At 64.7% G+C, this 26,891-nt stretch carries 28 protein-coding genes and 2 tRNA genes; 25 read left to right on the forward strand and 5 right to left on the reverse strand.

The annotated features are described in order from the left end of the window. Nucleotides 1-14 precede the first annotated feature (14 nt). The 15 genes from AC1VXC_RS11215 (at nucleotide 15) to AC1VXC_RS11285 (ending at nucleotide 13,728) form a co-directional block, all read left to right on the forward strand. Nucleotides 15-959 (forward strand): LysR family transcriptional regulator, encoded by a 945-nt coding sequence (locus tag AC1VXC_RS11215; RefSeq protein ID WP_049445215.1) that lies wholly within the window; start codon nucleotides 15-17, stop codon nucleotides 957-959. Beyond that, the gene (locus tag AC1VXC_RS11220; RefSeq protein ID WP_023106770.1) at nucleotides 956-1,219 is read left to right on the forward strand and encodes an EexN family lipoprotein; all 264 of its coding nucleotides are present in this window, start codon (nucleotides 956-958) and stop codon (nucleotides 1,217-1,219) included. Before AC1VXC_RS11215 ends, AC1VXC_RS11220 begins: the two co-directional genes overlap by 4 nt. 235 nt (nucleotides 1,220-1,454) lie before the next feature. Beyond that, nucleotides 1,455-3,455, forward strand: coding sequence for a conjugal transfer protein TraG (locus AC1VXC_RS11225; protein WP_049445211.1), 2,001 nt, complete (start codon nucleotides 1,455-1,457; stop codon nucleotides 3,453-3,455). Continuing rightward, nucleotides 3,452-3,916 (forward strand): ribbon-helix-helix protein, CopG family, encoded by a 465-nt coding sequence (locus tag AC1VXC_RS11230; protein WP_049445208.1) that lies wholly within the window; start codon nucleotides 3,452-3,454, stop codon nucleotides 3,914-3,916. The genes AC1VXC_RS11225 and AC1VXC_RS11230 overlap by 4 nt, the downstream gene beginning before the upstream one ends. Nucleotides 3,917-3,966: 50 nt before the next feature. Continuing rightward, nucleotides 3,967-4,965, forward strand: a complete 999-nt coding sequence (trbB, locus tag AC1VXC_RS11235) for a P-type conjugative transfer ATPase TrbB (RefSeq protein ID WP_481539242.1) — start codon at nucleotides 3,967-3,969, stop codon at nucleotides 4,963-4,965. Beyond that, nucleotides 4,962-5,345 carry a TrbC/VirB2 family type IV secretion system protein gene (locus AC1VXC_RS11240; protein WP_014859547.1) on the forward strand — a complete coding sequence of 128 codons (384 nt, stop codon included), beginning with the start codon at nucleotides 4,962-4,964 and terminating at the stop codon, nucleotides 5,343-5,345. The genes trbB and AC1VXC_RS11240 overlap by 4 nt, the downstream gene beginning before the upstream one ends. After that, entirely contained in the window at nucleotides 5,342-5,614 is a 273-nt protein-coding gene (locus AC1VXC_RS11245) for a VirB3 family type IV secretion system protein (protein ID WP_004883097.1), read from the forward strand. Before AC1VXC_RS11240 ends, AC1VXC_RS11245 begins: the two co-directional genes overlap by 4 nt. A gap of 10 nt (nucleotides 5,615-5,624) precedes the next feature. Continuing rightward, a complete protein-coding gene (gene trbE, locus AC1VXC_RS11250) occupies nucleotides 5,625-8,075 on the forward strand; it encodes a conjugal transfer protein TrbE (protein WP_049445200.1) in 2,451 nt (816 codons plus the stop codon). Further along, complete coding sequence (trbJ, locus tag AC1VXC_RS11255) at nucleotides 8,072-8,809, forward strand: P-type conjugative transfer protein TrbJ (protein ID WP_049445197.1); 738 nt, start codon at nucleotides 8,072-8,074, stop codon at nucleotides 8,807-8,809. The genes trbE and trbJ overlap by 4 nt, the downstream gene beginning before the upstream one ends. Nucleotides 8,810-8,821: 12 nt before the next feature. Then, nucleotides 8,822-9,112 carry a lipoprotein gene (locus tag AC1VXC_RS11260; RefSeq protein ID WP_049445194.1) on the forward strand — a complete coding sequence of 97 codons (291 nt, stop codon included), beginning with the start codon at nucleotides 8,822-8,824 and terminating at the stop codon, nucleotides 9,110-9,112. After that, on the forward strand, nucleotides 9,109-10,482 hold the full coding sequence (gene trbL, locus AC1VXC_RS11265; protein WP_049445192.1) for a P-type conjugative transfer protein TrbL: 1,374 nt from the start codon (nucleotides 9,109-9,111) through the stop codon (nucleotides 10,480-10,482). Before AC1VXC_RS11260 ends, trbL begins: the two co-directional genes overlap by 4 nt. A 30-nt stretch (nucleotides 10,483-10,512) precedes the next feature. Beyond that, nucleotides 10,513-11,217 (forward strand): conjugal transfer protein TrbF, encoded by a 705-nt coding sequence (gene trbF, locus AC1VXC_RS11270; protein ID WP_049445189.1) that lies wholly within the window; start codon nucleotides 10,513-10,515, stop codon nucleotides 11,215-11,217. Next, a complete protein-coding gene (gene trbG / locus AC1VXC_RS11275) occupies nucleotides 11,214-12,218 on the forward strand; it encodes a P-type conjugative transfer protein TrbG (protein ID WP_049445187.1) in 1,005 nt (334 codons plus the stop codon). The genes trbF and trbG overlap by 4 nt, the downstream gene beginning before the upstream one ends. Nucleotides 12,219-12,220: 2 nt before the next feature. Next, nucleotides 12,221-13,489 (forward strand): TraB/TrbI/VirB10 family type IV secretion system protein, encoded by a 1,269-nt coding sequence (locus AC1VXC_RS11280; RefSeq protein WP_049445184.1) that lies wholly within the window; start codon nucleotides 12,221-12,223, stop codon nucleotides 13,487-13,489. Further along, nucleotides 13,486-13,728: a DUF2274 domain-containing protein gene (locus AC1VXC_RS11285; protein ID WP_006472382.1), complete on the forward strand. Its 243-nt coding sequence runs from the start codon at nucleotides 13,486-13,488 to the stop codon at nucleotides 13,726-13,728. Before AC1VXC_RS11280 ends, AC1VXC_RS11285 begins: the two co-directional genes overlap by 4 nt. 311 nt (nucleotides 13,729-14,039) lie before the next feature. Here AC1VXC_RS11285 and AC1VXC_RS11290 read toward each other — a convergent pair whose 3' ends face one another. After that, on the reverse strand, nucleotides 14,040-14,555 hold the full coding sequence (locus tag AC1VXC_RS11290; protein ID WP_313171581.1) for a hypothetical protein: 516 nt from the start codon (nucleotides 14,553-14,555) through the stop codon (nucleotides 14,040-14,042). Between the two features lie 32 nt (nucleotides 14,556-14,587). Continuing rightward, a complete protein-coding gene (gene dapA / locus AC1VXC_RS11295) occupies nucleotides 14,588-15,481 on the reverse strand; it encodes a 4-hydroxy-tetrahydrodipicolinate synthase (RefSeq protein ID WP_481538294.1) in 894 nt (297 codons plus the stop codon). Between the two features lie 95 nt (nucleotides 15,482-15,576). Between dapA and AC1VXC_RS11300 the strand changes: the two genes are divergently transcribed. The 10 genes from AC1VXC_RS11300 to AC1VXC_RS11345 all read left to right on the forward strand — a co-directional run bounded on the left by AC1VXC_RS11300 (nucleotide 15,577) and on the right by AC1VXC_RS11345 (nucleotide 23,323). Further along, on the forward strand, nucleotides 15,577-16,203 hold the full coding sequence (locus AC1VXC_RS11300) for a glycine cleavage system transcriptional repressor (RefSeq protein ID WP_481514875.1): 627 nt from the start codon (nucleotides 15,577-15,579) through the stop codon (nucleotides 16,201-16,203). 77 nt (nucleotides 16,204-16,280) lie between these two features. Continuing rightward, on the forward strand, nucleotides 16,281-16,760 hold the full coding sequence (locus tag AC1VXC_RS11305) for a peroxiredoxin (protein ID WP_481538293.1): 480 nt from the start codon (nucleotides 16,281-16,283) through the stop codon (nucleotides 16,758-16,760). 82 nt (nucleotides 16,761-16,842) lie between these two features. Beyond that, nucleotides 16,843-18,243: a PhoH family protein gene (locus tag AC1VXC_RS11310; protein ID WP_313171910.1), complete on the forward strand. Its 1,401-nt coding sequence runs from the start codon at nucleotides 16,843-16,845 to the stop codon at nucleotides 18,241-18,243. Between the two features lie 5 nt (nucleotides 18,244-18,248). Continuing rightward, nucleotides 18,249-18,740, forward strand: a complete 492-nt coding sequence (locus AC1VXC_RS11315) for a hypothetical protein (RefSeq protein ID WP_481538298.1) — start codon at nucleotides 18,249-18,251, stop codon at nucleotides 18,738-18,740. Between the two features lie 12 nt (nucleotides 18,741-18,752). Beyond that, on the forward strand, nucleotides 18,753-19,424 hold the full coding sequence (locus tag AC1VXC_RS11320) for a YoaK family protein (protein ID WP_313171578.1): 672 nt from the start codon (nucleotides 18,753-18,755) through the stop codon (nucleotides 19,422-19,424). Between the two features lie 34 nt (nucleotides 19,425-19,458). Further along, nucleotides 19,459-20,268: a bifunctional hydroxymethylpyrimidine kinase/phosphomethylpyrimidine kinase gene (thiD, locus tag AC1VXC_RS11325; RefSeq protein ID WP_313492600.1), complete on the forward strand. Its 810-nt coding sequence runs from the start codon at nucleotides 19,459-19,461 to the stop codon at nucleotides 20,266-20,268. Then, nucleotides 20,265-21,125, forward strand: a complete 861-nt coding sequence (locus AC1VXC_RS11330; RefSeq protein WP_313171575.1) for an alpha/beta hydrolase family protein — start codon at nucleotides 20,265-20,267, stop codon at nucleotides 21,123-21,125. Before thiD ends, AC1VXC_RS11330 begins: the two co-directional genes overlap by 4 nt. A gap of 65 nt (nucleotides 21,126-21,190) precedes the next feature. After that, nucleotides 21,191-21,267, forward strand: a tRNA-Arg gene (locus AC1VXC_RS11335). A 53-nt stretch (nucleotides 21,268-21,320) separates the two neighbouring features. After that, nucleotides 21,321-21,397 (forward strand) — tRNA-Arg (locus AC1VXC_RS11340). Nucleotides 21,398-22,174: 777 nt separating this feature from the next. Continuing rightward, entirely contained in the window at nucleotides 22,175-23,323 is a 1,149-nt protein-coding gene (locus AC1VXC_RS11345) for a tyrosine-type recombinase/integrase (RefSeq protein WP_481538291.1), read from the forward strand. A 79-nt stretch (nucleotides 23,324-23,402) separates the two neighbouring features. On the opposite strand, the gene AC1VXC_RS11350 is transcribed toward AC1VXC_RS11345, so the two are convergent. From AC1VXC_RS11350 to AC1VXC_RS11360, 3 genes are all read right to left on the reverse strand, one after another. Continuing rightward, the gene (locus AC1VXC_RS11350) at nucleotides 23,403-23,594 is read right to left on the reverse strand and encodes a hypothetical protein (protein WP_481538290.1); all 192 of its coding nucleotides are present in this window, start codon (nucleotides 23,592-23,594) and stop codon (nucleotides 23,403-23,405) included. Between the two features lie 116 nt (nucleotides 23,595-23,710). Then, nucleotides 23,711-24,283 carry a hypothetical protein gene (locus AC1VXC_RS11355; protein ID WP_481538289.1) on the reverse strand — a complete coding sequence of 191 codons (573 nt, stop codon included), beginning with the start codon at nucleotides 24,281-24,283 and terminating at the stop codon, nucleotides 23,711-23,713. Nucleotides 24,284-24,526: 243 nt separating this feature from the next. After that, entirely contained in the window at nucleotides 24,527-26,890 is a 2,364-nt protein-coding gene (locus tag AC1VXC_RS11360) for a phage tail protein (RefSeq protein ID WP_481538288.1), read from the reverse strand. Between the last annotated feature and the right edge of the window lies 1 nt (nucleotide 26,891).

Below are 26,891 nucleotides of genomic sequence, written 5' to 3' on the forward strand. Positions count from 1 at the left end.
GAGGGGGAATCCACATGGAACTTCGACATCTGCGTTGCTTCCTGGCGGTGGCCGAAGAACTCCACTTTGCCCGTGCCGCCGAGAAGCTGCATATTGAACAGTCGCCGCTATCGCGTGCCATCAAGGAACTGGAAGAAGAGTTAGGCGAGCAGCTTTTTGTCCGCACCAGTCGCAGCACTCGACTGACTCGGGCCGGCAAGCTGTTCTTGGAGCACGTGCCCCGTGTTTTCCTTGCCATACAGCAGGCCCGCGACAGTGTGAAGGCTGCCGCCAACGGCTTCCATAGCCAACTGCGTATCGCCCTTTCCGACGGCATTACACCGTCGCGGCTGCCAGCACTGCTTGCACTCTGCCGCCAAGAAGAACCCGAAGTCGATTTGCGATTCTTTGAAGTCCCGCTGTCCCAACAAATCAAAGGACTTCATGACGACTTGTACGACGTGGGTTTTGCCCGGTCAGATGAAGTCGGGGAAGGCATTGCCGCTTTGGCCGTGTGGAACGATCCCATGATGGTGGCCGTACCGGCACGACATACTTTATTGGCCCACAAGCGCATTCCGTTGGAAGAATTGCTGCGCTACCCCCTCGTCCTCTGCGACCCGCAGGCTTGCGAAGGTCACGCGCGACAAGTGGAGCGAGTGCTACGCCGCGTGGACATGGAACCGTTGGTAGTGGAGCGGGTGGCGTCCTGCGATTTGATGATGGCGCTTGTTTCCGCTGGTTTCGGGCTCGGGTTGACGGGCTATGCGCATATAGCGGCCAGCCGCGAACAGGGCGTTGTCGCACGACCGCTGGCGGGCCGCTCGCCGATGCTGACGACATATTTGCTGCGCCTGGAGGGCGAGCCTTCAGACGCGCTGACCCATTTCATCGAGCGCGTACAGGCGATTGAATCCCCTGAGGCTAACCGTCCCGCGCCGAATATCGACCCTGACCCCCCGGAGGAACCCAAGCCATGACAAAGACGACTCCGCTCCTGCTGGCCGTGCTGCTGTCGGCCTGCGGCCCATCCGAGGCCCCGAAGCAGAAGGACATTCCAACCGTTGAAGAATTGGCCTCTGAGCCCCAACGGTTGAAAGAACTGCGCCGGCAGTGCATCACCGACCGTGCCGCGCTGGGTGACGAGCTATGCCGCAGGGTGGCCGAAGCCACTCGCAAGCGTTTTTATGGCGACGGTAAGGTGCCCTATACGCCCCAGGAGAAGCCGCCCAAATTCTAAACGCGGCATTTTGCCCGCCAAACTTCGTTTTTTTGCGTAACACGCCACGATACGCCTGTATTCGCGGCGCTTTTCTCGCGTTTCCTGAAGACTGAAACATCGCTTTTTTCGGCATTTCGATGCCGAAAACGGTCTTTGACCGGCACCGACCCGGCACTGATCCTCGCGCTATGCGGCACGTCCCCGTGCCGCAAGTGGACGAGGAATCAGAGCAGGGGAAATCGGAGGCCAGTCTATGCAAGGTCAGGGCGTGCTGTTCGGGCAGATCGCCGCCGTCTTCGGCATCGTGATCGCCGGCGTGTGGGGTGCCACACAATGGACAGCCGCCGCCCTGGGCTATCAACTACGCCTTGGCTCGCCCTGGTTCGACTTCTTCGGCACGCCGGTCTATCACCCCTGGCGGCTGTTCGAGTGGTGGTTCTTCTTCGACGCCTACGCGCCGCAGGTCTTCGACATCGGCGGGTCCATTGCGGGCGGCAGCGGCTTGCTGGCCGTGGTGGTGGCCATCGCCATGTCGGTGTGGCGCTCGCGCCAGGCCAAGCTGGTCACGACCTACGGTTCAGCGCGCTGGGCCGAAGCGGATGACATTCGCAAAGCCGGGCTGACGCAACCGGCGGGCGTCTTCCTCGGCAAGTACCGCAACGAGTACCTGCGCCACGAAGGCCCGGAACACGTCCTGACCTTCGCGCCTACGCGCTCGGGCAAAGGTGTGGGCCTGGTCGTTCCTACGCTGCTGTCCTGGCCCGCGTCCGCCGTCATCCACGACATCAAAGGCGAGAACTGGCAGATCACCGCGGGCTGGCGCTCGCGCTTCTCGCACTGCCTCCTGTTCAACCCCACCGACCCGGCATCCGCTGCCTACAACCCGCTGCTGGAGGTTCGGCGCGGTGCGTATGAGGTGCGCGACGTGCAGAACATCGCCGACATTCTGGTCGATCCCGAAGGCGCGCTGGAGAAGCGCAACCACTGGGAGAAGACTTCGCACGCGCTGCTGGTCGGAGCCATCCTGCATGTGCTCTACGCGGGCGAAGACAAGACGCTGCGTGGCGTCGCCAACTTCCTGTCCGATCCGGCCAGCCCGTTCGAGCTGACCTTGCACCGGATGATGACGACAAAGCACCTGGGCGATGCACCGCACCCGGTTGTCGCATCCGCCGCCCGCGAAGTGCTCAACAAGTCGGACAACGAGCGTTCCGGCGTGTTGAGCACCGCCATGTCGTTCCTCGGCCTGTACCGTGATCCCACGGTGGCCGAAGTCACGTCGCGCTGCGACTGGCGCATCGCCGACCTGATAGCGTCCGAGCATCCGGTGTCGCTGTACCTGGTGGTGCCGCCTTCGGACATTTCGCGCACGAAGCCGCTCATCCGCCTGATCCTCAACCAGATCGGGCGGCGGCTCACCGAATCACTCGATGGCTCCGACGGCATCGAGCGCCGCCACAACCTGCTGCTGATGCTCGACGAGTTCCCGGCCCTGGGCCGGCTCGACTTCTTCGAGACAGCCTTGGCCTTCATGGCGGGCTACGGCATCCGCAGCTTCCTCATCGCGCAGTCGCTCAACCAGATCGACAAAGCCTACGGCCAGAACCATTCGATTCTGGACAACTGCCATGTCCGCGTGACGTTTGCGACCAACGACGAACGCACGGCCAAACGCATTTCCGAAACGCTCGGCACCGCGACCGAACTGCGCGCGCAGCGCAACTACGCAGGCCACCGGCTCGCGCCATGGCTGGGGCATCTGATGGTGTCGCGGCAGGAGACGGCTCGCCCGCTGCTGACGCCCGGCGAAGTGATGCAGCTTCCGATCGACGAAGCCGTGGTGATGGTGTCCAGCGTGGCGCCGATCAAGGCGAAGAAGCTGCGCTACTACGCGGACGCGAATTTCAAGAGCCGCGTGTTGCCTCCGCCCGCGCTCGCGGCAGGGCAATACGCCGATGCGCCACCGGCCCGGCCAGACGACTGGAGCGGCATGGCGATCCCCGCCGTTCCCGCCGCACCGGCCACCGCAGCCACCGATGGCCTGGGCGGCACCGACGACGGCGGCCCGCGCCGCCAGCCGGAGCTATCCGAAGTCGCGGAATACAGCCCCGACCCGCAGCCCGCCGGCAACGACCTGGGGCTGCTCGATGACGACGACGACCTGCTGTTGCCGCTCCCTCGCCAGTTCGATCCGGCCATGCAACGCACGGCCCGGCTGGCTTCCCTCGACCCCAACGACGGAATCGACTTATGAGCCAATACCGCCTCAATCTGTTCATCCAGCCCGAGCACGCCAAGCGCCTCGAAGAACTGGCCGCCAAGAAAGGCGTGTCCAAGTCGTCCATCGTCGCGGCGGCGCTCGCATCGTGGCTGTCGCCCGATGCCGGCGACCAGCGCGAGGCGGCTATCGCCAAGCGCTTGGATCGCCTGTCGCGGCAGGTCGAGCGGTTGGAGCGTGACCAGAACATCCAGATCGAAACACTGGCGCTGTTCGTCCGCTACTTCCTGACTGTCAGCACGCCGGTTCCCGAAGCCCATCAGGACGCGGCCCGCGCCCAGGGCAAAGCACGCTTCGAGCAGTTCGTCGAACAGCTCGGCCGACACCTGCTGCGCGGCCGCAGCCTGGTGCGCGATGTGGTGGAAGAACTGCACCCCGACCCGATGAGGATGGATGACGCGGCGGCACTGGCCGAGGCGCAGGAGCGTGCCTCATGAGCGCAGTGCCGAAGCCATCTTCTGCCGTCTCGCTGGATCGCCGCATACAGATGTTGCGCACGGCCATGGGGCCGCTGATCGCCGCCGCGCTCGAAGACCCCGATGTGGTCGAAATCATGCTCAACCCCGACCGCACCCTATGGGTGGATCGTCTGTCGTCGGGCCGCGCGCCCTTGGGCGTGGAACTGCCCGAGGCCGATGGCGAACGCATCATCCGGCTGGTGGCCGCGCACGTCGGCGCGGAAGTGCATCGCGGACGACCGCTGTTGACCGCCGAGCTGCCCGAAACCGGCGAGCGGTTCGAGGGCATCCTGCCACCCGCCGCGCCCGGCCCGGCTTTCGCGCTGCGCAAGCGCGCCGTGAGCATCATCGGCCTGGATCGCTATGTGGCCGACTGCATCCTGACCGCAGGCGAGGCGGACTTCCTGCGCCGCGCCGTGCGCGAGCGCCAGAACATCCTGATCGCCGGGGCGACCAGCAGCGGCAAGACCACGCTGGCGAACGCGCTGCTGGCCGAGATCGCCGCCACCGGCGACCGCGTGCTGGTGCTCGAAGACACCATCGAGCTGCAATGCGCCGCCCGCGACCATGTGCCGCTGCGTACCCGCGCTGGCGTCGTGTCCATGACCGAGCTGGTGCGCGCCACGATGCGCCTGCGGCCCGACCGCGTGATCGTCGGCGAAGTGCGCGGCGGCGAAGCCCTGGACTTGGTGAAGGTATGGGGCACCGGCCATCCGGGCGGCATCGCCACCATCCACGCCGGTTCCGCGCTGGGCGCGCTGCTGCGCCTCGAACAGTTGATTCTCGAAGTGGCGGTGAACCCGCCGCGTGCGCTGATCGCCGAGGCGGTCAACGTCGTCATCCACATCGCCGGACGCGGCCGCAAGCGCCGCGTCGAAAGCATCGCCCGCGTCGTCGGCTTCGACGGTGTGGGCTACCGCCTGGCGGACGCGCTGGAAACGCCGTTTCCCGAGCTGATGCCGGTTCCTCTCGCAGCCGATGCCGCTGCGCCTTCCTTGTCCCCTGACCAACCTGGAGAACTGCCATGACGCAGATGCACGCTCACGCTTTCCGTAATTCCGTAAATCCGGTTTCGACCATCGCACGCCTGCGGCGGCTGGTCGGCCCTGCGCATCACGGCCTGCTGCTGGCCGCCGTCATGTTGATGACGGCGGGCACGGCAAAGGCATCCGGTTCCTCGATGCCGTGGGAAGGCCCGCTGCAATCCATCTTGGAGTCGATCCAGGGGCCGGTGGCGCGCATCGTCGCCGTCATCATCATCATTGCCACGGGCCTGGCGCTCGCCTTCGGCGACACGTCGGGGGGCTTTCGCAAGCTGATCCAGATCGTCTTTGGCCTGTCCATCGCGTTCGCGGCGTCGAGCTTCTTCCTGTCGTTCTTCAGCTTCTCCGGCGGGGCGGTCGTATGAGCGGGCCGGACAGCTTCGCGGCAGGCTTCGAGGTGCCGCTGCATCGCTCGCTGACCGAACCGCTTTTGATGGGCGGCGCACCGCGCACCGTGGCGATTGCCAACGGCACGCTGGCCGCCGCCGTCGGGCTGGGCCTGCAACTCTGGATTCCCGGTGTCGTGCTCTGGATCGTCGGCCACTCGCTGGCGGTGTGGGGCGCGCGCGTCGATCCGCAGTTCATGCAGGTCTTCGCCCGGCACATCAAGCACAAGCCGCTGCTGGACGTGTGAGGGGGATGCCATGCTGAACCTTGCCGAATACCGCCAGCGGCCCGCATTGCTGGCCGACTGGCTTCCCTGGGCCGGGCTGATTGCGCCGGGCGTGGTACTGAACAAGGATGGTTCGTTCCAGCGCACGGCGCGCTTTCGCGGGCCTGATCTGGACAGCGCCACGCAGGGCGAATTGATCGCCACCACGGCGCGGCTGAACAACGCGCTGCGCCGGCTGGGTTCCGGCTGGGCACTGTTCATCGAAGCCGAGCGCCGACCGGCCGCAGACTATCCGCACTCGGAGTTTCCCGAGCCGCTGTCCTGGCTGGTCGATGAGGAACGCCGCGCCGCCTTCGAGGAATCGGGCAATCACTTCGAGAGCGCCTATCACTTGACGCTGGCCTATCTGCCGCCCGAGGAATCCCGAGCCCGTGCGGCCAAGCTGCTCTACGAGCACGCGCCGGGCGATGGCGTGGACTGGCGCGGTCGTCTCGATGCCTTCGTGGCGGAAACGGATCGGGTGTTTGACCTGCTCGATGGCGTGATGCCGGAAATCGCCTGGCTCGATGACGCGCAGACGCTGACCTACCTGCACGCCACGGTGTCCACGCGGCGCTACCGCGTGGCCGTGCCGGAAGTGCCGTTTCACATCGACGCGCTGCTAGCCGATTCCGCGCTGGTCGGCGGCCTCGCGCCCATGCTGGGCGACCAGCATCTGCGCGTGGTGTCGGTGCGGGGCTTCCCGACCTCGACCTGGCCGGGCTTGCTGGACGACCTCAACCGCCTGGGTTTTGCCTATCGTTGGAGTACCCGGTTCCTCTGCCTTGACAAAGCCGAGGCGGAAAAGGAGCTGGGCCGCCTGCGTCGTCAATGGTTCGCCAAGCGCAAGAACGTCATCGCCTTGCTGCGCGAAACGATCTTCCAGCAGGAATCGCCACTGGTGGACACGGATGCCAGCAACAAGGCGGCCGACGCCGACGCGGCCTTGCAGGAGCTGGGCAGCGATCAAGTGGCCTTCGGCTACCTCACCGCCACGGTGACGGTACTCGATGCCGATCCAGTCGTGGCCGACGAAAAGCTGCGCATGGTGGAGCGCGTGATTCAGGGCCGGGGCTTCGTGACCATCCCTGAAACGCTCAATGCCGTGGATGCGTGGCTGTCGTCGGTGCCGGGCAACGCCTATGCCAACGTGCGCCAGCCCATCGTCTCGACGCTGAACCTGGCGCACATGATGCCGCTGTCGGCGGTGTGGGCTGGCCCGGAGAAGAACGTCCACCTCGACGGCCCGCCGCTGATCGTCACGCGCACCGATGGCGCCACGCCGTTCCGGCTGGTGACGCACATCGGCGACGTGGGGCACACGCTGATCGCAGGGCCGACCGGCATGGGCAAATCCGTGCTGCTGGCGATGCTGGCCTTGCAGTTCCGTCGCTATGGCGGCTCGCGCATCTTCGCCTTCGACATGGGGCGCTCGATGCGCGCCACCATCCTCGGGCTGGGCGGCGAGCATTACGACCTGGGCGCGGACGGCGGTATCGCCTTCCAGCCGCTCGCCCGCATCGACGGCGAGGGCTACCGCACCTGGGCGGCCGAATGGGTGGAAGGCCGGCTGCTGCACGAAAGCGTGGCCGTCGGCCCGGACGAGAAGGCTGCCATCTGGTCGGCGCTCGGCAGTCTTGCCGGTGCGCCGGTGGAACAGCGCACGATGACCGGGCTCTCGGTGCTGCTGCAATCGAACGCGCTGCGCCAAGCCCTGTCGCCCTATGTGCTCGGCGGCGCGCACGGCAAGCTGCTGGATGCCGACCGTGACCGGCTCGGCAGTGGCGACGTGCAGGGCTTCGAGATGGAAGAACTCATGCACAGCCCCGCGGCCGTGCAAGCAGTGCTGCGCTATCTGTTCGCCCGCTTCGATGCGCGTTTCGACGGTGCGCCCACGCTGCTGATCCTCGATGAAGCCTGGCTTTTCCTTGATGAACCATCCTTCGCGGCACGCATCCGGCAATGGTTGAAGACGCTGCGCAAGAAAAACGTGTCGGTGATCTTCGCCACGCAGTCGCTCGCTGACATCAAGGATTCGACCATCGCGCCCGCGATCATCGAAAGCTGCGCGAGCCGGGTTTTCTTGCCCAACCCGCAAGCGACCGAACCGCAGATTCGCACGATCTACGAAGGCTTCGGCCTGAACTCGCGGCAAATCGAAATCGTCGCCACCGCGCAGCCCAAGCGGGACTACTACTACCAATCGCGCCTGGGAAACCGCCTGTTCGACCTCGACCTGGGGCCGGCCGCGCTCGCCTTCGCGGGCGCATCCACACCGCAAGACCAACGCGACATCGAGCGCGTGCTGACGCAGGCCGGCGCTCCCGGCTTCGCCGGCGCGTGGCTGCGCCATCGCGCCCTCGATTGGGCCGCTGACCTGCTGCCGTCCTCACCGGCGGCGGCTTCTTTCCTCGCTACTCAACCGCTGGAGGTTTCGCCATGAAGACCCGTGTGCTTTCCGTTTCGCTCGCCGCCGCGCTGTCGGTGTCGCTGCTGGCCGTGCAGCCCGCATCGGCGCTGACGGTGTTCGACCCGTCCAACTTCGTGCAGAACACGCTGACCGCCGTTCGCACGCTGGAGCAGATCAACAACCAGATCAACCAACTTCAGAACGAGGCGCAGATGCTGATGAACCAGGCGCGCAATCTGGCGAATCTGGATTTCAACATCGTCAACCGGCTGCGCTCCACGCTCGCCACCACCGAACGCCTGATCGCCGAGGCGCAGGGGCTGGCCTACGACGTGCAGAGCATGGATGCCACGTTCTCGCGCCTGTACCCGGAGCAGTACGCCGCCACCATCAGCGGCGACCAGATGCTGCGCGATGCGCAGGAACGCTGGAAGAACACCCTGAACGGCCTGCACACCGCGATGCGGATGCAGGCGCAGGTGTCGCAGAACCTGGCGAAAGACGAAAGCGCGCTGGCCGACCTCGTGAGCCAGAGCCAGTCGGCCACCGGCGCGCTGCAAGCCATGCAGGCCACCAATCAACTGCTGGCGCTCCAGGCCAAACAGTCGATTCAGACCCAGCAGCTCCAGATCACGCAAGACCGGGCGGCTTCGCTGGAACTGGCGCGGCAGGCGGCGGCCACCGAGCGCGCCCGCGAAGTGCGGCGGCGCTTCCTCGGCACCGGCACGCCGTACACGCCGCAGACCGTCAATTTCTACAACAACTGACGGGAGGCGGCCATGCGATGCGCTCCTGTCCTGCTGGCCGTGCTGCTGACCGCGTGCGGCCAGCAGCCGGCCGAAGACCTGGCCGCGACCTTGGCCGCCGATCCCGTGCGGCTCAAGGCGCTGCGCGCCCAATGCGCGACCGATCGGCAGGCTGCTGGCGAAGACGCCTGCCACGCCGCCGCCGAAGCCTTCCGGCGGCGCTTCTTCGCCGGCCACACCGGGCCGGACGAGTACCGGACGCTGGCCGAACTGCCGCCGATTCCGCCGAGCTTCGATGAACCCACAGGGGAGAACACGCCATGAACGACGTGACGATCATCGACAGATTCCTCGATACCTTCTCGCGCTACATCGACTCCGGTTTCGGTCTGCTGCAAGGCGAAGTCGCGTTCCTGACGGCCACGCTCATCGTCATCGACATGACCATCGCCGGCCTGTATTGGGCCATGAGTCATGCGACCGGCCAGGGCGAGGACGTGATCGCCAAGCTACTGCGCAAGGTGCTTTACGTCGGTGCCTTCGCCTACATCATCGGCAACTTCAACTGGCTGTCGGGCATCGTGTTCCGGTCATTTGCGGGACTAGGTATCACCGCCACCGGCTCCGCCATCACGATGGAGAACTTCTTGCAGCCGGGCCGGCTGGCGAAGACGGGCATTGACGCCGCTGCGCCAATCCTCGACCAGATCGGTGACATGGCCGGCTTCCCCGAAGTGTTCGTGAACCTCGACCCCATCGTGGTGCTGTTCATCGCCTGGCTGGTGGTGATCCTCTGCTTCTTCGTGCTGGCGGTACAGCTTTTCATCACGCTGATCGAGTTCAAGCTGACCACGCTCGCCGGTTTCGTCCTGATTCCGTTCGCACTCTGGAACAAGACGAGCTTCCTTGCGGAAAAGGTGCTCGGCAACGTGGTTTCGTCGGGCATCAAGGTCTTGGTACTGGCCGTCATCGTCGGCATCGGCTCGGGCCTGTTCGCGGAGTTCCAGGTTCATCCCGACGAGCCTTCCATCGACCACGCGCTGGTCGTGATGCTGGCCTCGCTCGCGCTGCTGGCGCTGGGCATCTTCGGCCCCGGGATCGCCACCGGCCTCGTGTCCGGTGCACCGCAGCTCGGCGCGGGCGCGATGGCGGGCGCGGCCGTCGGCGCGGTCGGCACCGGTGTTGCTATCGGTGCCGCCGCGACTGGCGTGGGCGGTGCGGTCATGGCGGGCGCACGCATGGCCCCGGCCGCCGCCAAGCTCGCCGGCAGCGGCGCACGCGCCGCCACGTCGGCGGCCAGCAGCGCCAAGTCCGCATTCCAGGCCGGTTCCGCCGCTGCGGGCGGCGGGGCCAAGGGCGCGGCGGCGGGCCTGGGCAACGTCGCCAAGACCGGCGCACAGGCCGCAGGCCGCCGCGCTGCATCGGGTGTGTCCGCTGCCGGGCAGAAGGTGGCCGGTTCCTTCCGTGCTGGCTGGAACGGCGCGGATGCCGGCGCTGCCGGTTCCGGCCAGGCCGCTGCAAGCGAAGGCACGGAAAGCGCCGCCAGCGCGCCGAAGCAGGAGCAACCCGCCTGGGCCAAGCGGATGCACCGCCGCCAGCAGATCACCCATGCCGCCACCACCGCCGCCCACACGCTGCGCGGTGGCGACGGCGGCGGCTCGGGGCAAGGCCCGAGCCTGCGCCCCGATGAGTGACCCGATACCTGACCTTCAAGGAGAACACCCATGCGATTCAAACGCCCGCAGGTGCGCTACGCCGACACGCCGCAGCCTGCCACCCCGTACCAATCCGCCGCGCAGGTGTGGGACGACCGGATCGGCTCGGCCCGCGTGCAGGCCAAGAACTGGCGTTTCATGGCCTTCGGCTGCCTCACGCTCGCGCTGCTGATGGCCGGCGGCCTGGTGTGGCGCTCGGCGCAGTCCATCGTCACGCCCTATGTCATCGAGGTCGATCAGTCGGGGCAGGTGCGCGCCGTCGGCGAAGCCGCCACGCCGTACCGGCCCGCCGATGCGCAGATCGCGCACCACCTGGCGCGCTTCGTGACTCTGGTGCGCTCGCTGTCCATCGACCCCATCGTGGTGCGGCAGAACTGGCTCGATGCCTACGACTACACCACCGACAAAGGCGCGGCCATTCTCAACGACTACGCCAGCAAGAACGACCCATTCGCCCGCATCGGCAAGGAGTCGGTGACGGTGCAGATCACCAGCGTCGTGCGCGCCAGCGACACGTCTTTCAACGTGCGCTGGACAGAGCAGCGATTCGTCAATGGCGCACCCGCTGGCACCGAACGCTGGAACGCCGTGCTTTCCACCGTCCTGCAAACCCCGCGCACTGAACAGCGCCTGCGCAAGAACCCGCTGGGTATCTACGTCAATGGCTTGTCGTGGAGCCGCGAACTGGATTCGTCCGAAGGAGCCAAGCCATGAATGCACTTTTCCGTAAATCCGTTTTCCCGTTAATCCTGCTGGCCTCGACTGTTCTGTTCTCGGGCTGCGCCTCGCAGGGCAAGCCGCCGCCGTCCATCTCGCTCGATGAGCCGGTGCAGGCGCAGCCGCTGCGGGAGCCACCCGCGCCGGTGGAAGTGGTCGCCGTGCCCGAGCCGCTGGCACTCCCGGCGCAGTTGAAGCCGCTGCCCGAGGTGGACACAGCCCCGGCTATACCGGAGCCGGCCGACGAGAAGGTGCGCGTCTCCCGTGCCAACGCCGAAGCGCGCATTGCGCCGACCCGCGAGGGCTACGTCAATGCGATTCAGGTGTGGCCTTTCACCGATGGCGCGCTCTATCAGGTCTATGCCGCGCCGGGGCGCGTGACCGTGGTTTCGCTCCAGCCCGGCGAGGAACTTGTCACTGTCGCGGCTGGCGATACCGTGCGCTGGATTGTGGGCGACACGTCCAGCGGCAGCGGCGATGCGCTGCGCGTCAATGTGCTGGTCAAGCCCATCCGCTCGGGCCTCAAAACGAACCTGGTCATCACCACCAGCCGCCGGACGTACCTGCTGGAGCTGACCTCGACGGAAAAGGCATGGATGGCGTCGGTGTCCTGGGACTACCCGAAAGACCGAATGCTGGCCTTGCAGCGTCAGTCGCAGGCGGCCAGCGCCGCCGCGCCTGTCGATACCGGCTTGTCGCTGGAGAAGATCCGCTTCCGCTACGCGGTCAGCGGCAGTAATCCGCCGTGGAAGCCGCTGCGCGCCTTCGATGACGGCGAGAAGGTCTATATCCAGTTCCCGCCGGGCATCGCGCAAGGCGAGTTGCCACCGCTGTTCGTGATCGGCGCGCAGGGCGACGGGCAACTGGTGAACTACCGCTTCCGCTCGCCGTACTACATCGTGGATCGGCTGTTCGGCGCTGCCGAACTGCGCCTGGGCGGTGACGGCGGCGACGTGGTGCGTATCGAACGCACGGATGGCGTGGCGCGGAGGAACTGACCATGAGCCAGGACGACACCCCCGACCTCGCCACGCCACAGGCGGGCAAGGTAGCACCCGAAGCGGTGGCGCTGCGCGCCCAGCCGCGCCCGGTCACGCGGTTGAACCGGCGCACGCTGGCCATCCTCGCCGGCACCCTGTCGGTCGCAGTGCTCGGCGCGCTGATGTGGTCGCTGCAACCGCAGCGGCGCGGCGCAGGCGAGCAGACCGAGCTTTACAACGTCGATCGCGTCTCGAAGTCCGAAGGGCTGGACGCGCTGCCGGCCGACTATTCCAAGCTGCCGCCGAAGGTGCCGGAGCTGGGGCCACCGCTGCCTGGCGATCTTGGCCCGGCCATCGTGAAGTCGCAGCAGCCGGTGACGGCCGCCTACGCGGCCCCCGGCCACGACCCCAACGACGCGCTGCGCAAGGAAGCCGAATCGGCGGCGGCATCGTCGGTGTTCTTCCGCTCGGGTTCGCAGAAGGCCGCGCCGGTGGCGCAGACGCAGGTGGCTGCCGCGCAGGGCTTCGCCGCCAATGCGGCCTTCGACCCGCTGGCGGCTGGCCCGGCCTCGACGGCGGCCCAGCCTGCCGACCCGACCGCCGTACAGAACCGGCAAGACCAGAAAGAGGCTTTCCAGAAAGCCGGAACCACGGAAACCCGTAATTCCGGCAATCTGACCTTGCCGGCTTCGCCGTATCAGGTCATGGCCGGAACGGTGGTGGCCGGGGCGCTGGTGACAGGCATCAAGTCGGACTTGCCCGGCGACGTGATCGCCACGGTGACGGAGCCGGTCTATGACACCGCCACCGGCAAGTTCCTGCTGATCCCGCAGGGTTCGCGCATCCTGGGCAAATACAACAGCCAGGTCAGCTACGGGCAGAGCCGCGTGCAAGTGGTGTGGAACCGGATCATCCTGCCCGACACGTCTTCGCTCACGCTCGACAACTTGGCCGGCACCGACCCGGCTGGTTATGCCGGGCTGGAAGACGACGTGGACTATCACTGGGGCCGCATCTTCGCCGGGGCGGCGCTGACGACGCTGCTGGGTGTTGGTGCTGAGCTGGCCGCACCGGAGAACCGGCAGGACGGCAACCGCATCGTCATCGCCGGGCGCGACAGCGCCCAAGACAGCATCAATCAGGTCGGCCAAGAGATGACCCGGCGCAACATGAACATCCAGCCGACGCTGACGGAGCGGCCGGGCCTGCCGGTTCGCATCATCGTCAACCGTGATCTGGTGCTGCGTCCGTACCAGCCACTTTTCTTCCAGAGGGGGACTTCACGATGACGACGCGCAAGCTGCGGCTCGGGCCGCTGCCGAAAACGGAATCCACGAAGCTGACCTTTGCTTGCCCGGCCAGCCTGAAAGCCGACCTCGACCGCTACGCTGCGCTGCACGCGCAGACCTACGGCGAGGCGGTCGATGCCACGGTGCTGATTCCGCACATGCTGGAAGCCTTCATGGCCGGGGATCGGGGATTCAGGAAGGGAGGCGCGGGCAAGGCCGCGCCACCGAAGCCAAGCTGATGATGCCGGTTTCCCGTGGTATCCATCCCTCGAACGCGCAGCCCAAGGCTGCGCGTTCTTCGTTCTGGAGGGCTGCGGCGTTGTGGGCTATGATGGTGAAACGCGGCCGCCGTCTGCTGGCAATCGTCCCCGATGCAGCACTCTCCGGCTTTCTACCGCGACGCTCTTATGTGGCTCCTAGCCCACAACGCCGCAGCCCCGCAAAGCGGCCCGAAGTAGAGCTAAACCCGTGCCCCATATAGACTTCCGGCCATCAGGCTGTTTTCACAAACGCTTGACACCGGAACTTTTTTGTTCCCAAGCCGCGGCTATCAACCCGCCAGCTTGGCCTTCAGCGCGGCGATCAGCTTGGTCGCTGCGGCATCGGTCGCCGGCATGCCACGCGGATCCACCGCCGACACATAGGCACCGGCATCCACCGCCACTACGCGGACCAGGAAGTTGCTGCCTTCGTAGGCCACATCGTAGGAGCCCAGCAGCTGCGCACGGCTGGCGATGGTCAGGCCTTCAACGCCGGCAAGCGCATCACCGACCTTGCCGAACACCTCATCGCGGCCACCACTGACAGTGAAGCCACTCTGCGACGACGCCACGGTCGCTGCCGAAGCCGGTGCCGGCTTGGCCGCCGACGCCAGGGCCGGGATCGGCGCCGAGCCAGCGGTGTTGGGCAGGTTCAGATCCGGCGGCACTTCCAGCGGGCGCGCCTCCGGGGCCAGCGCATAGTCACCACGCGCACCGCGCTTGAAGAAACAGCCTGAGGTCGCCACGGCGGTAACCACGCCCAGCAGCACCAGCGAGAACACGCGAACGGTAGAGGTTTGACGCATGGGTGAATCTCCAGAGTTCAAAGGCCGCCGGATCAGCGGCTGGATAGTTCTTCCAACGCACCCACGTCAGCAGCCAGATGATCGGCATGTGCGTGGTACGGCGCGGAAAGCGGAAGCAGCGGCAGGCGCAGCCCGTGGCCGATGCCAATGCGCTGCAGCAGCGCCTTGACCGGAATGGGGTTGGACTCGACACCGCAGAAATCGTGATAGGGCTGCAAACGGGCGTCCCAGGCCTCCGCCGCCTCGTGCTGGCCGGCACGGGCCAGGTCACACAGGGTGCGGTAAGCGCCCGGCAGTACGTTGGAGCCCACCGAGATCAGGCCGTCGGCACCCGACAGCATGGAACGGGCGGCCGAGCCATCGTCACCACTGAGAATGGCAAAGCTGTCGCTGCGCAGCTCCAGCAGGGCTTTCAGGCGGGTGGTATCACCCACCGCCTCCTTGATGCCAATGATGTTCGGATGCCCGGCCAGCTCAGCGACGGTCTCCGGCAGCAGGTCGCAACCGGTGCGCCCGGGCACGTTGTACAGCACCACCGGCAGGCCACCCTGCTCGGCGACCGCCAGATAGTGTTGGCGCAACCCCTCCTGGGTGGGCCGCACATACGGCGGCGTGACCACCAGCGCATGGGTGGCGCCATTGGCCGCCGCGCGCTTGGTCAGGGCAATCGTCCTGGCGGTGCCGGACAGGCCGGTGCCGGCCAGCACCGGCACCTTGCCACCGAAGGCGGCAACGGCGCTGCGCAGCAAACCATCGTATTCATCGTCAGACAGGGTCGAGGCTTCGCCGGTCGAACCGGCTACCACGACACCCTGGACGCCGCCCTTGAGCTGCTGCGCCAACAGGCGCTGCCAGCCGTCAGGATCGAGTGCGCCGTCAGCCTTGAAAGGCGTCGCCAACGCGGTGATGAGACCAGATATGGACAAAGGGTCAGTCGCTCTTCGTGGGGGTAGAGAAGCCCGCCGGGCGGCGGGTTCGTGACCGAAAGCATGTTACTTGCCGGTCGAAAGCACGGGCAAGTATGCTGGACACCAGCGAACAGCCCCCAAATGGAGTTGTTCAGACTCATCTAGCACCCGGAACCACCTTGACCGACACCACGCCGCGGCCGCTGCCGACCGAAAACCACCTCCTGATCAACGCCTATACGACGCATCCGGAGTCCCCCCTGCTGTCCGTTACCCGTCGTATCGCCGACAGCGGCTGCAACCTGGTCGATGCCCGCCTGTCCACGGTTGGCCGCGATGTCTCGGTGACCACCCTGGCCACCGGCTCCTGGGATGCCGTCGCCAAGCTCGAAGCCATGCTGACCCGGCTTGAGCGCGAAGAGAACCTGAAACTGGTGTGGTATCGCACCGCTGCCAAGCAGGCGCAGTCCAACCTGCTGCCGTATATCGTGGAAGTGGTTGCCGCCGACAAGCCGGGCATCCTGTTCCAGCTGGCCGACTTCTTCGACCGCCAGGGCATCACCATCGAGAACCTGCAGAGCACCCGTTACCAGGCCATGCAGACCGGTGCGGAAATGTTCTCTGCGCAGATCACCATTGGCGTACCCTCCAACATGCACATCGCCGCCCTGCGCGACGATTTCCTCGAGTTCTGCGACCACCTCAACCTGGACGCGATCATGGACCCGATGAAGTTCTGAAATTCGCGCGCCCATCACAGGCGCGCGGCGTTTCATGCAATTGCAACCGAACACCCCCAGGCTCCGGAAAGGATCTGATGAACATCGGCGATACCCTGGACCGAACCACCCTCACCCTGCCACTGGCCCTGTCCGGCGGCACCACTACCAGCCTCAGCGAACTGGCCGGCCAATGGCTGGTGTTGTACTTCTACCCGAAGGACAGCACCCCCGGCTGCACCACCGAAGGCCTGGATTTCAACGCACTGCTACCCAGGTTCAAACGTGCAGGTGCGCAGGTGTTCGGCGTCTCCCGCGACTCACTGAAGTCGCACGACAACTTCTGCGCCAAGCAGGGCTTCAAGTTCCCATTGATCAGCGACAGCGATGAAGCACTGTGCAGTGCCTTCGACGTGATCAAGATGAAGAACATGTACGGCAAGCAGGTGCGCGGCATCGAACGCAGCACCTTCCTGATCTCGCCCGATAGCCAGCTCGTGCAGGAATGGCGCAAGGTCAAGGTCGCCGGCCATGCCGATGCCGTGCTCGACGCACTGAAGGCCGCTCAAACCAAGTGACCCACCTCCTGTTCCAACCCACCCCATCGCCCTGCCTTGCAGGTGCGATGGCGTGACCCTGTCCCGCCACCAGGAATCGACGATGACCCGAGGCAAGCGCATCTACGTACTGGATACCAACGTGCTGATGCACGATCCGACCGCGCTGTTCAAATTCGAGGAACACGATGTCTACCTGCCCATGCAGGTGATCGAGGAGCTGGACAACGGCAAGAAGGGCACCACCGAAGCGAGCCGCAATGCCCGCCAGGTGAGCCGCTTCCTCAACGAGCTGATCGAACAGGCCGGCATCGGCAGTGTGCAGAACGGCGTGCCGCTGGCACGCCCCAAGGGCCTGCAGCTGCGCGGCGCGCAGAGCGCCGGCAACCTCTACTTCCAGACCAGCCATTTCGAGGCCGGCAAGAGTTTTGGCAAGGTGATCCCGGACAACGCCATCCTCGGCGCGATCCTGGCACTGAAGGAAGAACATCCGGAAACCCCGGTGGTGTTCATCTCCAAGGACATCAACCTGCGGATCAAGGCCGCCATCGCCGGCATCGATTCGGAGGACTACGAGAACGACCGCGCGCTGGACGATTTCAGCCTGCTCTACACCGGCGCCACCGTGCTGCCGGAGGATTTCTGGAAGAAGCACAGCGAAAGCCTGCGCAGCTGGAGCGACAAGGGCCGCACCAGCTACGAGATCCAGGCCGCCGACGACGAGGACTGGCATCCCAACCAGTACGCCTACCTGGCCGGCGATGACGAAGTGGAACTCAAGGTCAGCAAGGTCGAGGGCGATGGCCGCATCACCTTGTCGGTGGTCAACGACTTCCGCCACGGCTCGCATTCGGTGTGGGGCATCACCGCACGCAACCGCGAGCAGAACTTCGCCCTCAATGCGCTGATGGACCCGGAGATCGACTTCGTCACCCTGCTCGGCACCGCCGGCACCGGCAAGACCCTGCTGGCCCTGGCCGCCGGCCTGGCGCAGACCATGGATACCCAGCGTTACCGCGAGATCATCATGACCCGCGCCACGGTCAGCGTCGGCGAGGACATCGGCTTCCTGCCCGGCACCGAAGAAGAAAAGATGACGCCGTGGATGGGCGCCCTCACCGACAACCTGGAAGTGCTCACCCACAACCAGGACGGCGGTGCCTGGGGCCGCGCAGCCACCAATGACCTGCTGGCCAGCCGCATCAAGATCCGCTCGCTGAACTTCATGCGCGGCCGCACCTTCCTGTCACGCTACCTGATCCTGGACGAGGCACAGAACCTCACCCCGAAGCAGATGAAGACCCTGATCACCCGCGCCGGCCCCGGCACCAAGATCGTCTGCCTGGGCAACGTCGAGCAGATCGACACGCCCTACCTCACCGAAACCACGTCCGGCCTCACCTATGCGGTGGACCGTTTCAAGAATTGGCCGCACAGTGCACACATCACACTGCGCCGGGGCGAACGCTCGCGTCTGGCCGATTATGCTTCGGAGGTCCTGTGAAACATCTGCGCACGCTGTCCCTGCTGGCTGCAGCAACACTCACGCTGGCAGCCTGCACGCCGTCGAACACGCGCCCCGGCAGCGTGCCGACGGCGGTCAAGACCGGACAGTCCTGGGTCGTCACCCGCCCCGTGGTCGCCGCGCAGGTGCTGGACACCTGCTCGCGCGACAGCCCCGCCAAGCACGCCGGTGAAGTCACCGGCTATTGGGCACCCAGCCGCGCCGATATCGACGCGCTGGAGAGCCGGCTGGCACAACTGCAGCCCAGCATTGCCGAGCCGGCCCTGTCCGGCCGCCAGTACGTGGGCTTCGAGTCCAGCGGCAAGCGCCTGATCTACATCAACGCCTTTACCCTGCCCGACCACAGCGACATCAACCCGGCCCGCGAGGCGATCCGTGTCTGCGATGGCGGCGCGCAGTTCTGGGGCGCGGTGTACGACCCACAAGCCGGCACGTTCTCCAGCATCGAGCGCAACGGCGCGCTGTCCAAGCCCTGATCCGGCGTCGGCATGAAGGTCCGCCTGCCCACCTGGGTCTGGATTGGCGCCATCGTGCTGTCCTGCGTGGCCGGCATCGTCAATGTTGTCGGCTTCCTGGGGTTTGAGCACCAGGCCGTCAGCCACCTCACCGGCAGCACCAGCCAGCTCGGCATCGCCCTTGCGCATGCCGACTGGCGCGCGGTCGGCCACCTCTGGGGCCTGCTGATCGCCTTTGCCCTTGGTGCAGTGTTCAGTGGACTGATCATCCAGGACAGCACCCTGCAGCTTGGTCGGCGCTATGGCATCGCACTGGCCCTGGAATCGGCCTTGTTGCTGCTGGCCATCCCGCTGTTCAAACAGCAGCAGATCTGGGGCGCACTGGCCGCTGCCATGGCCTGCGGGCTGCAGAACGCCATGGTTACCACCTTCAGCGGTGCCGTGGTCCGCACCACCCACTTGAGCGGCATGTTCACCGACCTGGGAATCGGCCTGGGTCACCTGCTGCGCGGCCTGCCGGTGCCGATGCACCGGCTGACCCTGAATGGCCTGATCATCAGTGGCTTCCTGGCCGGCGGCATACTCGGTGCCTGGCTGTTCGCGCGCTGGCAGTACGATGCTCTACTGGTCCCAGCCGTACTGACCGGACTGAGCGGCCTGGGCTACGTGCTGTACCGCCAATGGGCAGTGCGCCGGCAAGCCTGAGGCAGACGAAGGACAAACCCTGCACAATCACCGCATGAGTCCTTCAACACCTGTTTCCGCCCTTACCATCGCCGGCTCCGACTCCGGCGGTGGTGCCGGCATCCAAGCCGATCTCAAGGCCTTTGCCGCACACCGCGTGCATGGCTTGTCAGCGATCGCCGCGCTCACCGCACAGCACACCCGCGGCGTCACAGCCGTGCACGTGCCGCCGCTGCCGTTCCTGCAGGCGCAGCTGGACGCCTGCTTCGACGACTTCGACATCCATGCGGTCAAGCTCGGCATGCTCGCCAACGCCGACGTGATCCACCTGGTTGCCGATGTCCTGGAGCAGCGCTGCCCCACCCATATCGTGCTCGATCCGGTGATGGTCGCCACCAGCGGCGCCAAACTGCTGGAGGACAACGCACTACGCGCCATGCGCGAACGTCTGCTGCCCTTGGCCACCCTGCTGACCCCGAATACACCTGAAGCAGAACTGCTGCTTGGTCGCAGCATCAACAATGGCGATGAGGCTGAAGACGCAGCTGCCGCGCTGATCGAGATGGGTGCTGGCGCAGTGCTGCTCAAAGGCGGCCATCTGCTGGAAGGCAACCGCGTCATTGACCGTTATTTCGATGGCGTCAGCCGCGAAGAATTCAGCCACAGCCGGCTACCGGTGGATGCGCATGGCACCGGTTGCACACTGGCTTCGGCGATCGCTGCGCAGCTTTGCTGCGGACTGTCGCTGGCCAACGCCTGCGAAGCAGCCATCGACTACGTCGCGCGCGGCCTGCAGGGCGGCTACCACCCCGGCCGCAGCGAAGTGATGGTGCTCGATCACTTCGGCGCGGCGCGTCCGGCATGAGCGCAGACACGACGGCGCATGAGACATCGGCGCTGCAGGTCAGCAGCGCCGATGGCCACCGTTTCGAACTGCTGGCCTACCTGCCCGCACAACCCCGCGCCTGCCTGCTGTGGCTGCCAGCGCTGGGCGTGGCAGCGCGCCATTACCAGGCGTTCGCCGAAGCGCTCGCCGTCCACGACATTGCCGTGTTCCTGCACGAATGGCGCGGCAATGGCAGCAGCAGCTTGCGCCCGGATCGCAGCCACGATTGGGGTTACAGGGAGCTGCTGCAACTCGACCTTCCTGCCGCCGAAGCGGCCGTACATGCCACCCTGCCCGGCCTGCCGTTCCGGCTTGGCGGACATAGCCTCGGCGGCCAGCTCAGCTGCTGCTACGCCGGCCAGCGCGATGCCGGGCTCGACGCCTTGTGGCTGGTCGCCAGCGGCACGCCTTGGTGGCGCAGCTTTCCGCCACCGCGCGGCTGGCTGCTACCGCTGGCCTATCGTTTCCTGCCCTGGCTCGCACAACGCAATGGCACCCTGCCCGGCCGACGCGTCGGTTTCGGTGGTACCGAGGCACGTGGCTTGATACGCGACTGGGCGCGCGTGGGCCTCAGCAACCACTATGCGGCACAGGGAATGCCGATCGATCTTGAAGCAGGCATGCGCCGTATCAGCGCACCGACGCGCGCCGTGGTGCTGGACAATGATTGGCTGGCGCCGGTCAGTTCGATGCAACAACTGCTGGCCAAGCTTCCAGCGTCGGCACACCGCCTGAAAGTATTGTCATCACGCGAATTGGGCGCACGTGCCGACCACTTTCATTGGATGAAATCACCACAGAACGTGGCTTCGGCACTGATTCATCCCGAAGATTAAGAAATTTTCACAAAACCGTTGACGCAAACATCTCAAATCCGCATAATCTCGCTCCTGGCAACGACGCGCTCGTAGCTCAGTTGGATAGAGTACCTGGCTACGAACCAGGTGGTCGGGAGTTCGAATCTCTCCGAGCGCACCATGTCAGAACGCAGATTCAATCTGCACCGCTTCAAACTACAACAGCAATGTTGAGCGCTCGTAGCTCAGTTGGATAGAGTACCTGGCTACGAACCAGGTGGTCGGGAGTTCGAATCTCTCCGAGCGCACCAATACCAAAAACAGCAGGCATTGCCTGCTGTTTTTTTATGCGTGTTTTTAGCAGACAAGTCCGTAGTGCCGAGCCACGCTCGGCAGAGGCGTTACCGGGAAAGCTCCAGCCGAGCATGACTCGACTCTACAGCGGCACCCCGCCGCACCCTGCACGCCCACCAGTGACGCAGGAGCACGAGCACTGTAGTGCCGAGCCATGCTCGGCAGAGGCTTTCCCAGCAGCACATCAGCACAACACGACCCCGCCCTACACACCTCCAGAGGCGCATCAGCACCAGCAGGAGCGGCGCAAGCCGCGAAGCTGACACCAGTGAATTCACCCACAGGCCCGCAACCTGATCGAGCATCAGCTTCGCGGCTTACGCCACTGCTGCAAAGAAGCGAACGCGCTTCAGCGCAAGCAACACTATGCCGCGCCATGCGCGGCAGAGGCATTATCGGGAGGGTCTCTGCCGAGCATGGCTCGGCACTACAGTGCGACCACCAGCACAGCCCCACCGCGCCCTACAGTCGCGCAACCCCATTGCTCGCGCCACACACGACAGCCCCGAGAAAGAAACTCAAGGAGAACGCGAATGAAAAACCCACAGGCACAAAAAAGCCCCGATAAAGGGGCTTTTTTGAAACTGGCGGAGTGAGAGGCCGCTTCGGTCGTCCCAGTGGCTCCCATGCGATCCCGAAACGTAGTGGCACCAAGCCCTGCAACTCCACACCCGTGTCACCTTGTCCCATACAATCCGACTCCAAAGCATGGGGCAAATGATGGGGCAGATCCGATGGCTCGACCGATTCACCGCCTAAGCGCCAAGGCGGTCCAGAACCTGACCAAACAAGGCTATCACGCCGACGGCGGCGGCCTGTACCTCCTGGTGGGGCCATCCGGCGCCAAGTCCTGGGTGCTGCGGTATCAGCGCGCGGGCCGGCGGCGGGAAATGGGACTTGGGTCCGCCTCCCTTGTGTCCCTAGCCGAAGCCCGCCAGGCTGCCGTAGCACAACGGAAGATGTTGGTAGCTGGCGATGACCCCATTGCCACCCGCAGGGCGGCCAAGTCTGCCGGTTCTACGTTCGGCGAAGCCGCTGATGCTTACATCGCCGCGCACCGGCCTGGCTGGAAGAACGAAGCCCAAGCCGAGCAGTGGATCCAATCGCTGAAAGACTACGGTCCTGCCCGCGCCACGCCGGTTGGCGAAGTGGACACCCCGATGGTGATGTCCTGCCTGGGCCCGATCTGGGAGAAGAAGACGGTCACCGCTACCCGAGTCCGTGGCCGAATCGAGCGGGTATTGGACTGGGCCAAGGTCCATGGAATGCGCGAGGGTGACAACCCGGCGCGCTGGCGAGGCCACCTGCAGAACCTGTTACCCAAACCGTCGAAGGTATCCAAGGCAAAGCACCATGCCGCCATGCCATTTGCCGAGGTACCAGCCTTCATGACCACGCTTGCCGAGCGTGATGCCAGATCACGCCGCGCCCTGCGCTTCACGATCCTGACGGCCGCGCGGACCGAAGAAGTGGTGGGTGCCGCGTGGAGCGAGTTCGACTTGAAGACCGGCGTGTGGACCATTCCAGCCGGACGGATGAAGGGTGGTCGTGAACACTCCGTCCCGCTGACCGCGGCCGCCATGGCAATCCTCGAACCACTGAACCGGAAGGAGCCGCCATTCAAGCTTTCCGAGAACGCGATGTTGTACCTGGTCCAGAAGCCGGCACCCAAGGGGCTTGGCCTCCCCTTCACGGTCCATGGATTCCGGTCCAGCTTTCGCGACTGGGCCGCGGAGGAAACCGAGACGCCCAACGAAGTTGTGGAGATGGCTCTGGCCCATGCCATCCGGAACAAAGCCGAAGCCGCCTACCGGCGCGGCGCGCTGCTCGACCGGCGGCGGGTACTGATGGAGGAATGGCAGTCCTATTTAGGCCTCGAGTAGATAGCCTCGTAGCCATGACCTTTCTTTGGGCAACAAAAAACCCCGCTGGTAAGGCGGGGTTTGCTGGACTGGCGCCAAATCAGGCGGCCTGTCGGAACCGGGCTGCAGCTACGTCTTCAGCAACAGAAGAGAACCAACTAATTCCCTTAGCATCCTCTCCCATTTCTTCTAGCTTGGTCTGAATTGCGACAGCGAGCTTCTGCGTCAGCTCCATCTGGATCGACTTAAAGCCCGCGTGATCCATCACGGATCCTTCGAACTTAAGTGCCATGGTCCTCTCCTGATTCATCTGGGGTGTCTAACGTTAAATTGTGACAGGGCTATCCGGGGCAGCCGCCCCGCCGGATGTTGCTAGGGTACTTGACAACCGAGTTATTGTCAAAGCCGTCAATTGGTAGGGGACTCAGCAAGCTGTAATGGGGAGCCCCCATTGCCGAGCTTCACGACCACAAGCCAATTTCCCTGGCTTTCGACACTGTAGTGCTGCTTTAGTTCATCGTTGATGAAGATAGCCGTCCCAAGTGCACTCATGAACTCCTTGTCCAGAGGAAAAGCTGTATAGAGCTTAAGCTGGCGAGCCGGAAGCGCTTCATAGGTAAGGTTTAAGCACCCGACCATAGCCGTGGCTGCAAGCCAAGCCAATGCTGCATAGTTTGGGGCGCTGTCCGCAAGGTTCAAATCTGGCTGAACATAGAGATTCAGCATTCGAACCTCATTGCGGTTCTTGGCGTGGGATACCACGATCAACGCCGACGCATATTGGCAGTCGTCTTGCTGAACAGCGCAAACTCGCCCTTCACCCGCTGACTCTCCCCGAACAATCCGGCCACAGAACTCAAGGGCAGCGGTGTAGTGGGACTCACTGACATTTTCCGAGTTCGCCGCAAGTTGACTTTCCCATGCGCCAACCGTCCTATCAAACAGATGGGAGTCCACCTGATCCACAAATTTGTACTTCATCCATTTCCCCCTGCCTTGAGTATCCAAGGCTCCTATTCATTGATCATTACATATCGGCAGCAATGTTGACGACTTTCGCCATATCCTGAATGAATTGTTACCAATTCAGGAAGCGTATACATCAGGGTTCGGCCCAACGCGGGGGTAGCACCTCGGCATGAACCTACCCCGCCTCACTCGCTCGTATGGAAGGACAACGTCAGATGTTGGACGCGCGCGGACCTTGGGCGATCAAGAAAGACACTACAGCGACCAGTTGAAGGTGCAGTCCTGACGCTGCAGGCTCCCCAAGCCATCACGCACGGCCTCGACGGTGCATCGCACGACGCCCCCGGCAGGTGGCGTGTATGGCGTGGACGCGCCGGCGACAATCCCGCTCTCGGTGGACAGCAGCGTACCGGCCGGGCTGTACCAGCGTACGGTGTAAGTCACGCCGGGCTCGGGCCCGATGGCACCGGCAGATTGGGCAGTCAGCGGCTCACTGAGCTGCGCCAAACGGTTGCGGTGCGACCAGGTGGCGGTCAGTGGACCGGTGACTGCAGATGGGAAGGTTGCACCGTTGATCTTGAAGTTGCCGGGCGGATACGGCCGCAGGTGTCGCTGGTTCATAGTGACCACGTCCACCGGGGCATCGGCAAGCGGTAGCCGTCCGCGTACCGTCGCCGGCAGCAGCTTCACATTAACAGCGGTGCCATTACCGAACGGCTGGTTGGCGAGATTGTCCTCAAACACCACGAGCCGGGCCCCGCCAGCGTGCGCCGCCGGCACAGTGTCGAGCATCCCGCGTGACACCGTGAGCGAGGCACCGACGGCGTCGATCCGCACGATCTCGCTGTCGATGATCGCCAGCTTCCCCACCGATGCGGAGGTGATGCCAGCCGTGACCGCCCACGTGTTCGGCCCGGCGGCGGCCGGCGCGATGGTTGTCAGGACGGCGGTCTCGGAGAAAGCGGCGGGTTCATCCAGCATCTCGGCATAGGGAGTGCCAGCCCAGACTTCGAAATCGGTCGCATCGCCCGTTGGCGCAACCGCCAGTGCCAGGATCGTGCCGGACGTTGCCGGATCGAACGCGTTGGGACCGGCCAGCCAGAATGGCGCCTCGAACACAGCACGCGTAGATGCCGCCACTGGGTTGTTCACCGGGTCCACCCAGCCGGAGGGCGGCGGCGCCGCATAGACCGCGGACGGTAGGCTGAAGATGTCCTGCACACAGGTAATGCGGACGCGGCCATCGGCCAGGGAACCGTAGTCCACACGCTTGGCCCGCATGACAATTTGGGCGACACCCAGCTTCGCGTTCGACCAGCGGAACACGTCTCCCGGCTTGATGCCGCTACCCTTGCGGTTGACCACGATGACCGCAACGCCAAGGTCGGCCGTGTTCTGCCGCAGGCACCGCTCATTCAACTGGGCGGCTATTTCGCCCTGGAACACCCACGCGAAACCGAAGTTCCGGGAGACAACACCACCCTGTGCCTCAACAGCGGCTGGGTCATAAATCGGGGTCGTAGTGCGGTTCTTGTCTGTCTCCAGATCGTAATAGGTCACCGTGGTCTGATTGATCCGCTCGCCCCAGCCGGTGCGCGTGTATTCCTCGACATCGAGGACGCAGCTGTCGTCCAGCAGCAGCAGAGAACCCACATCGTAGCCGTCTCGATTCAGCTTCAGTGACAGCTTGCCGGTGAACTTGTCTTCGAACAGCGTGCCGTCGACATGCCGAAGGATCTCGCTGATCGCGTCATCGGCACTGATCGCGTCGTCGGAGATCTCGGCGGCCAGGCCGAAGTCTTCGCCGTAGAGGATGTCAGCGGCGACCGTGAAAGTGGCATCGTCGATGTCCGCGTCGTTGTATTGCTGGTTGTTCCAAGGCTGTCGGGTAGCGCAGACGCGCAGCATGTGCGCCGGGTTCATACCCCCACTGGGTAGCGTGACCTTGGCCGAGTACCAACTGGTCATGCAGGTGGTGGCCGACACCAATGCCGAGACCGCCTGGATGTTCACCGACTGGCTCGGTGGCGATGCGGTGATTTCACAGTCCCGGATCAAGATCCCGACGACGCCGCGGTGCGCGGAAACCGGTCCACTGATCAGGCCATCAAGGTAGGTATTTACCGGCTGCCCGCTGTCGCCAAACTCGAAATCGATGGGTCCAACAAAGCCACCGCCGGACTTCTCACCCCCGAACAGGTTTGGTTTGTTGATGTTGATCGTGGAATTTCCGGTGATGCTCAGTCCTTCCGCAACGACCTTGTCACCCATCTTCACAGCGATGATCTTGTCGACCTTGTAGCCGACGATCAGGTGCATCCCAAGCGAATAGATGTAGTTGATGATCGTGTATCGGCGCGGCCCGAAGAACGCATACTTTCGTCCCGCCGACTGCTTGATCGCGCGGTTCTTCAGATTTCCCCACCACACAACGTTCGGCCCCTTCGCCCAGCGCGGCCCGAAGAACACAGGAATCGCCCTGTCCTCGCTGGCAGTCGGAAACTGGAACTTGTCCGCGCCTGCCGCGGGGCCACCCTTCGGCACCTTCATCTGCGAAGCCGCATAGGCGGTGGTGGCAAGCCAGATCACGATCTGCCAAACAATCGCTACCCACGCCATC

Source organism: Stenotrophomonas sp. STEN033, from assembly GCF_056856655.1.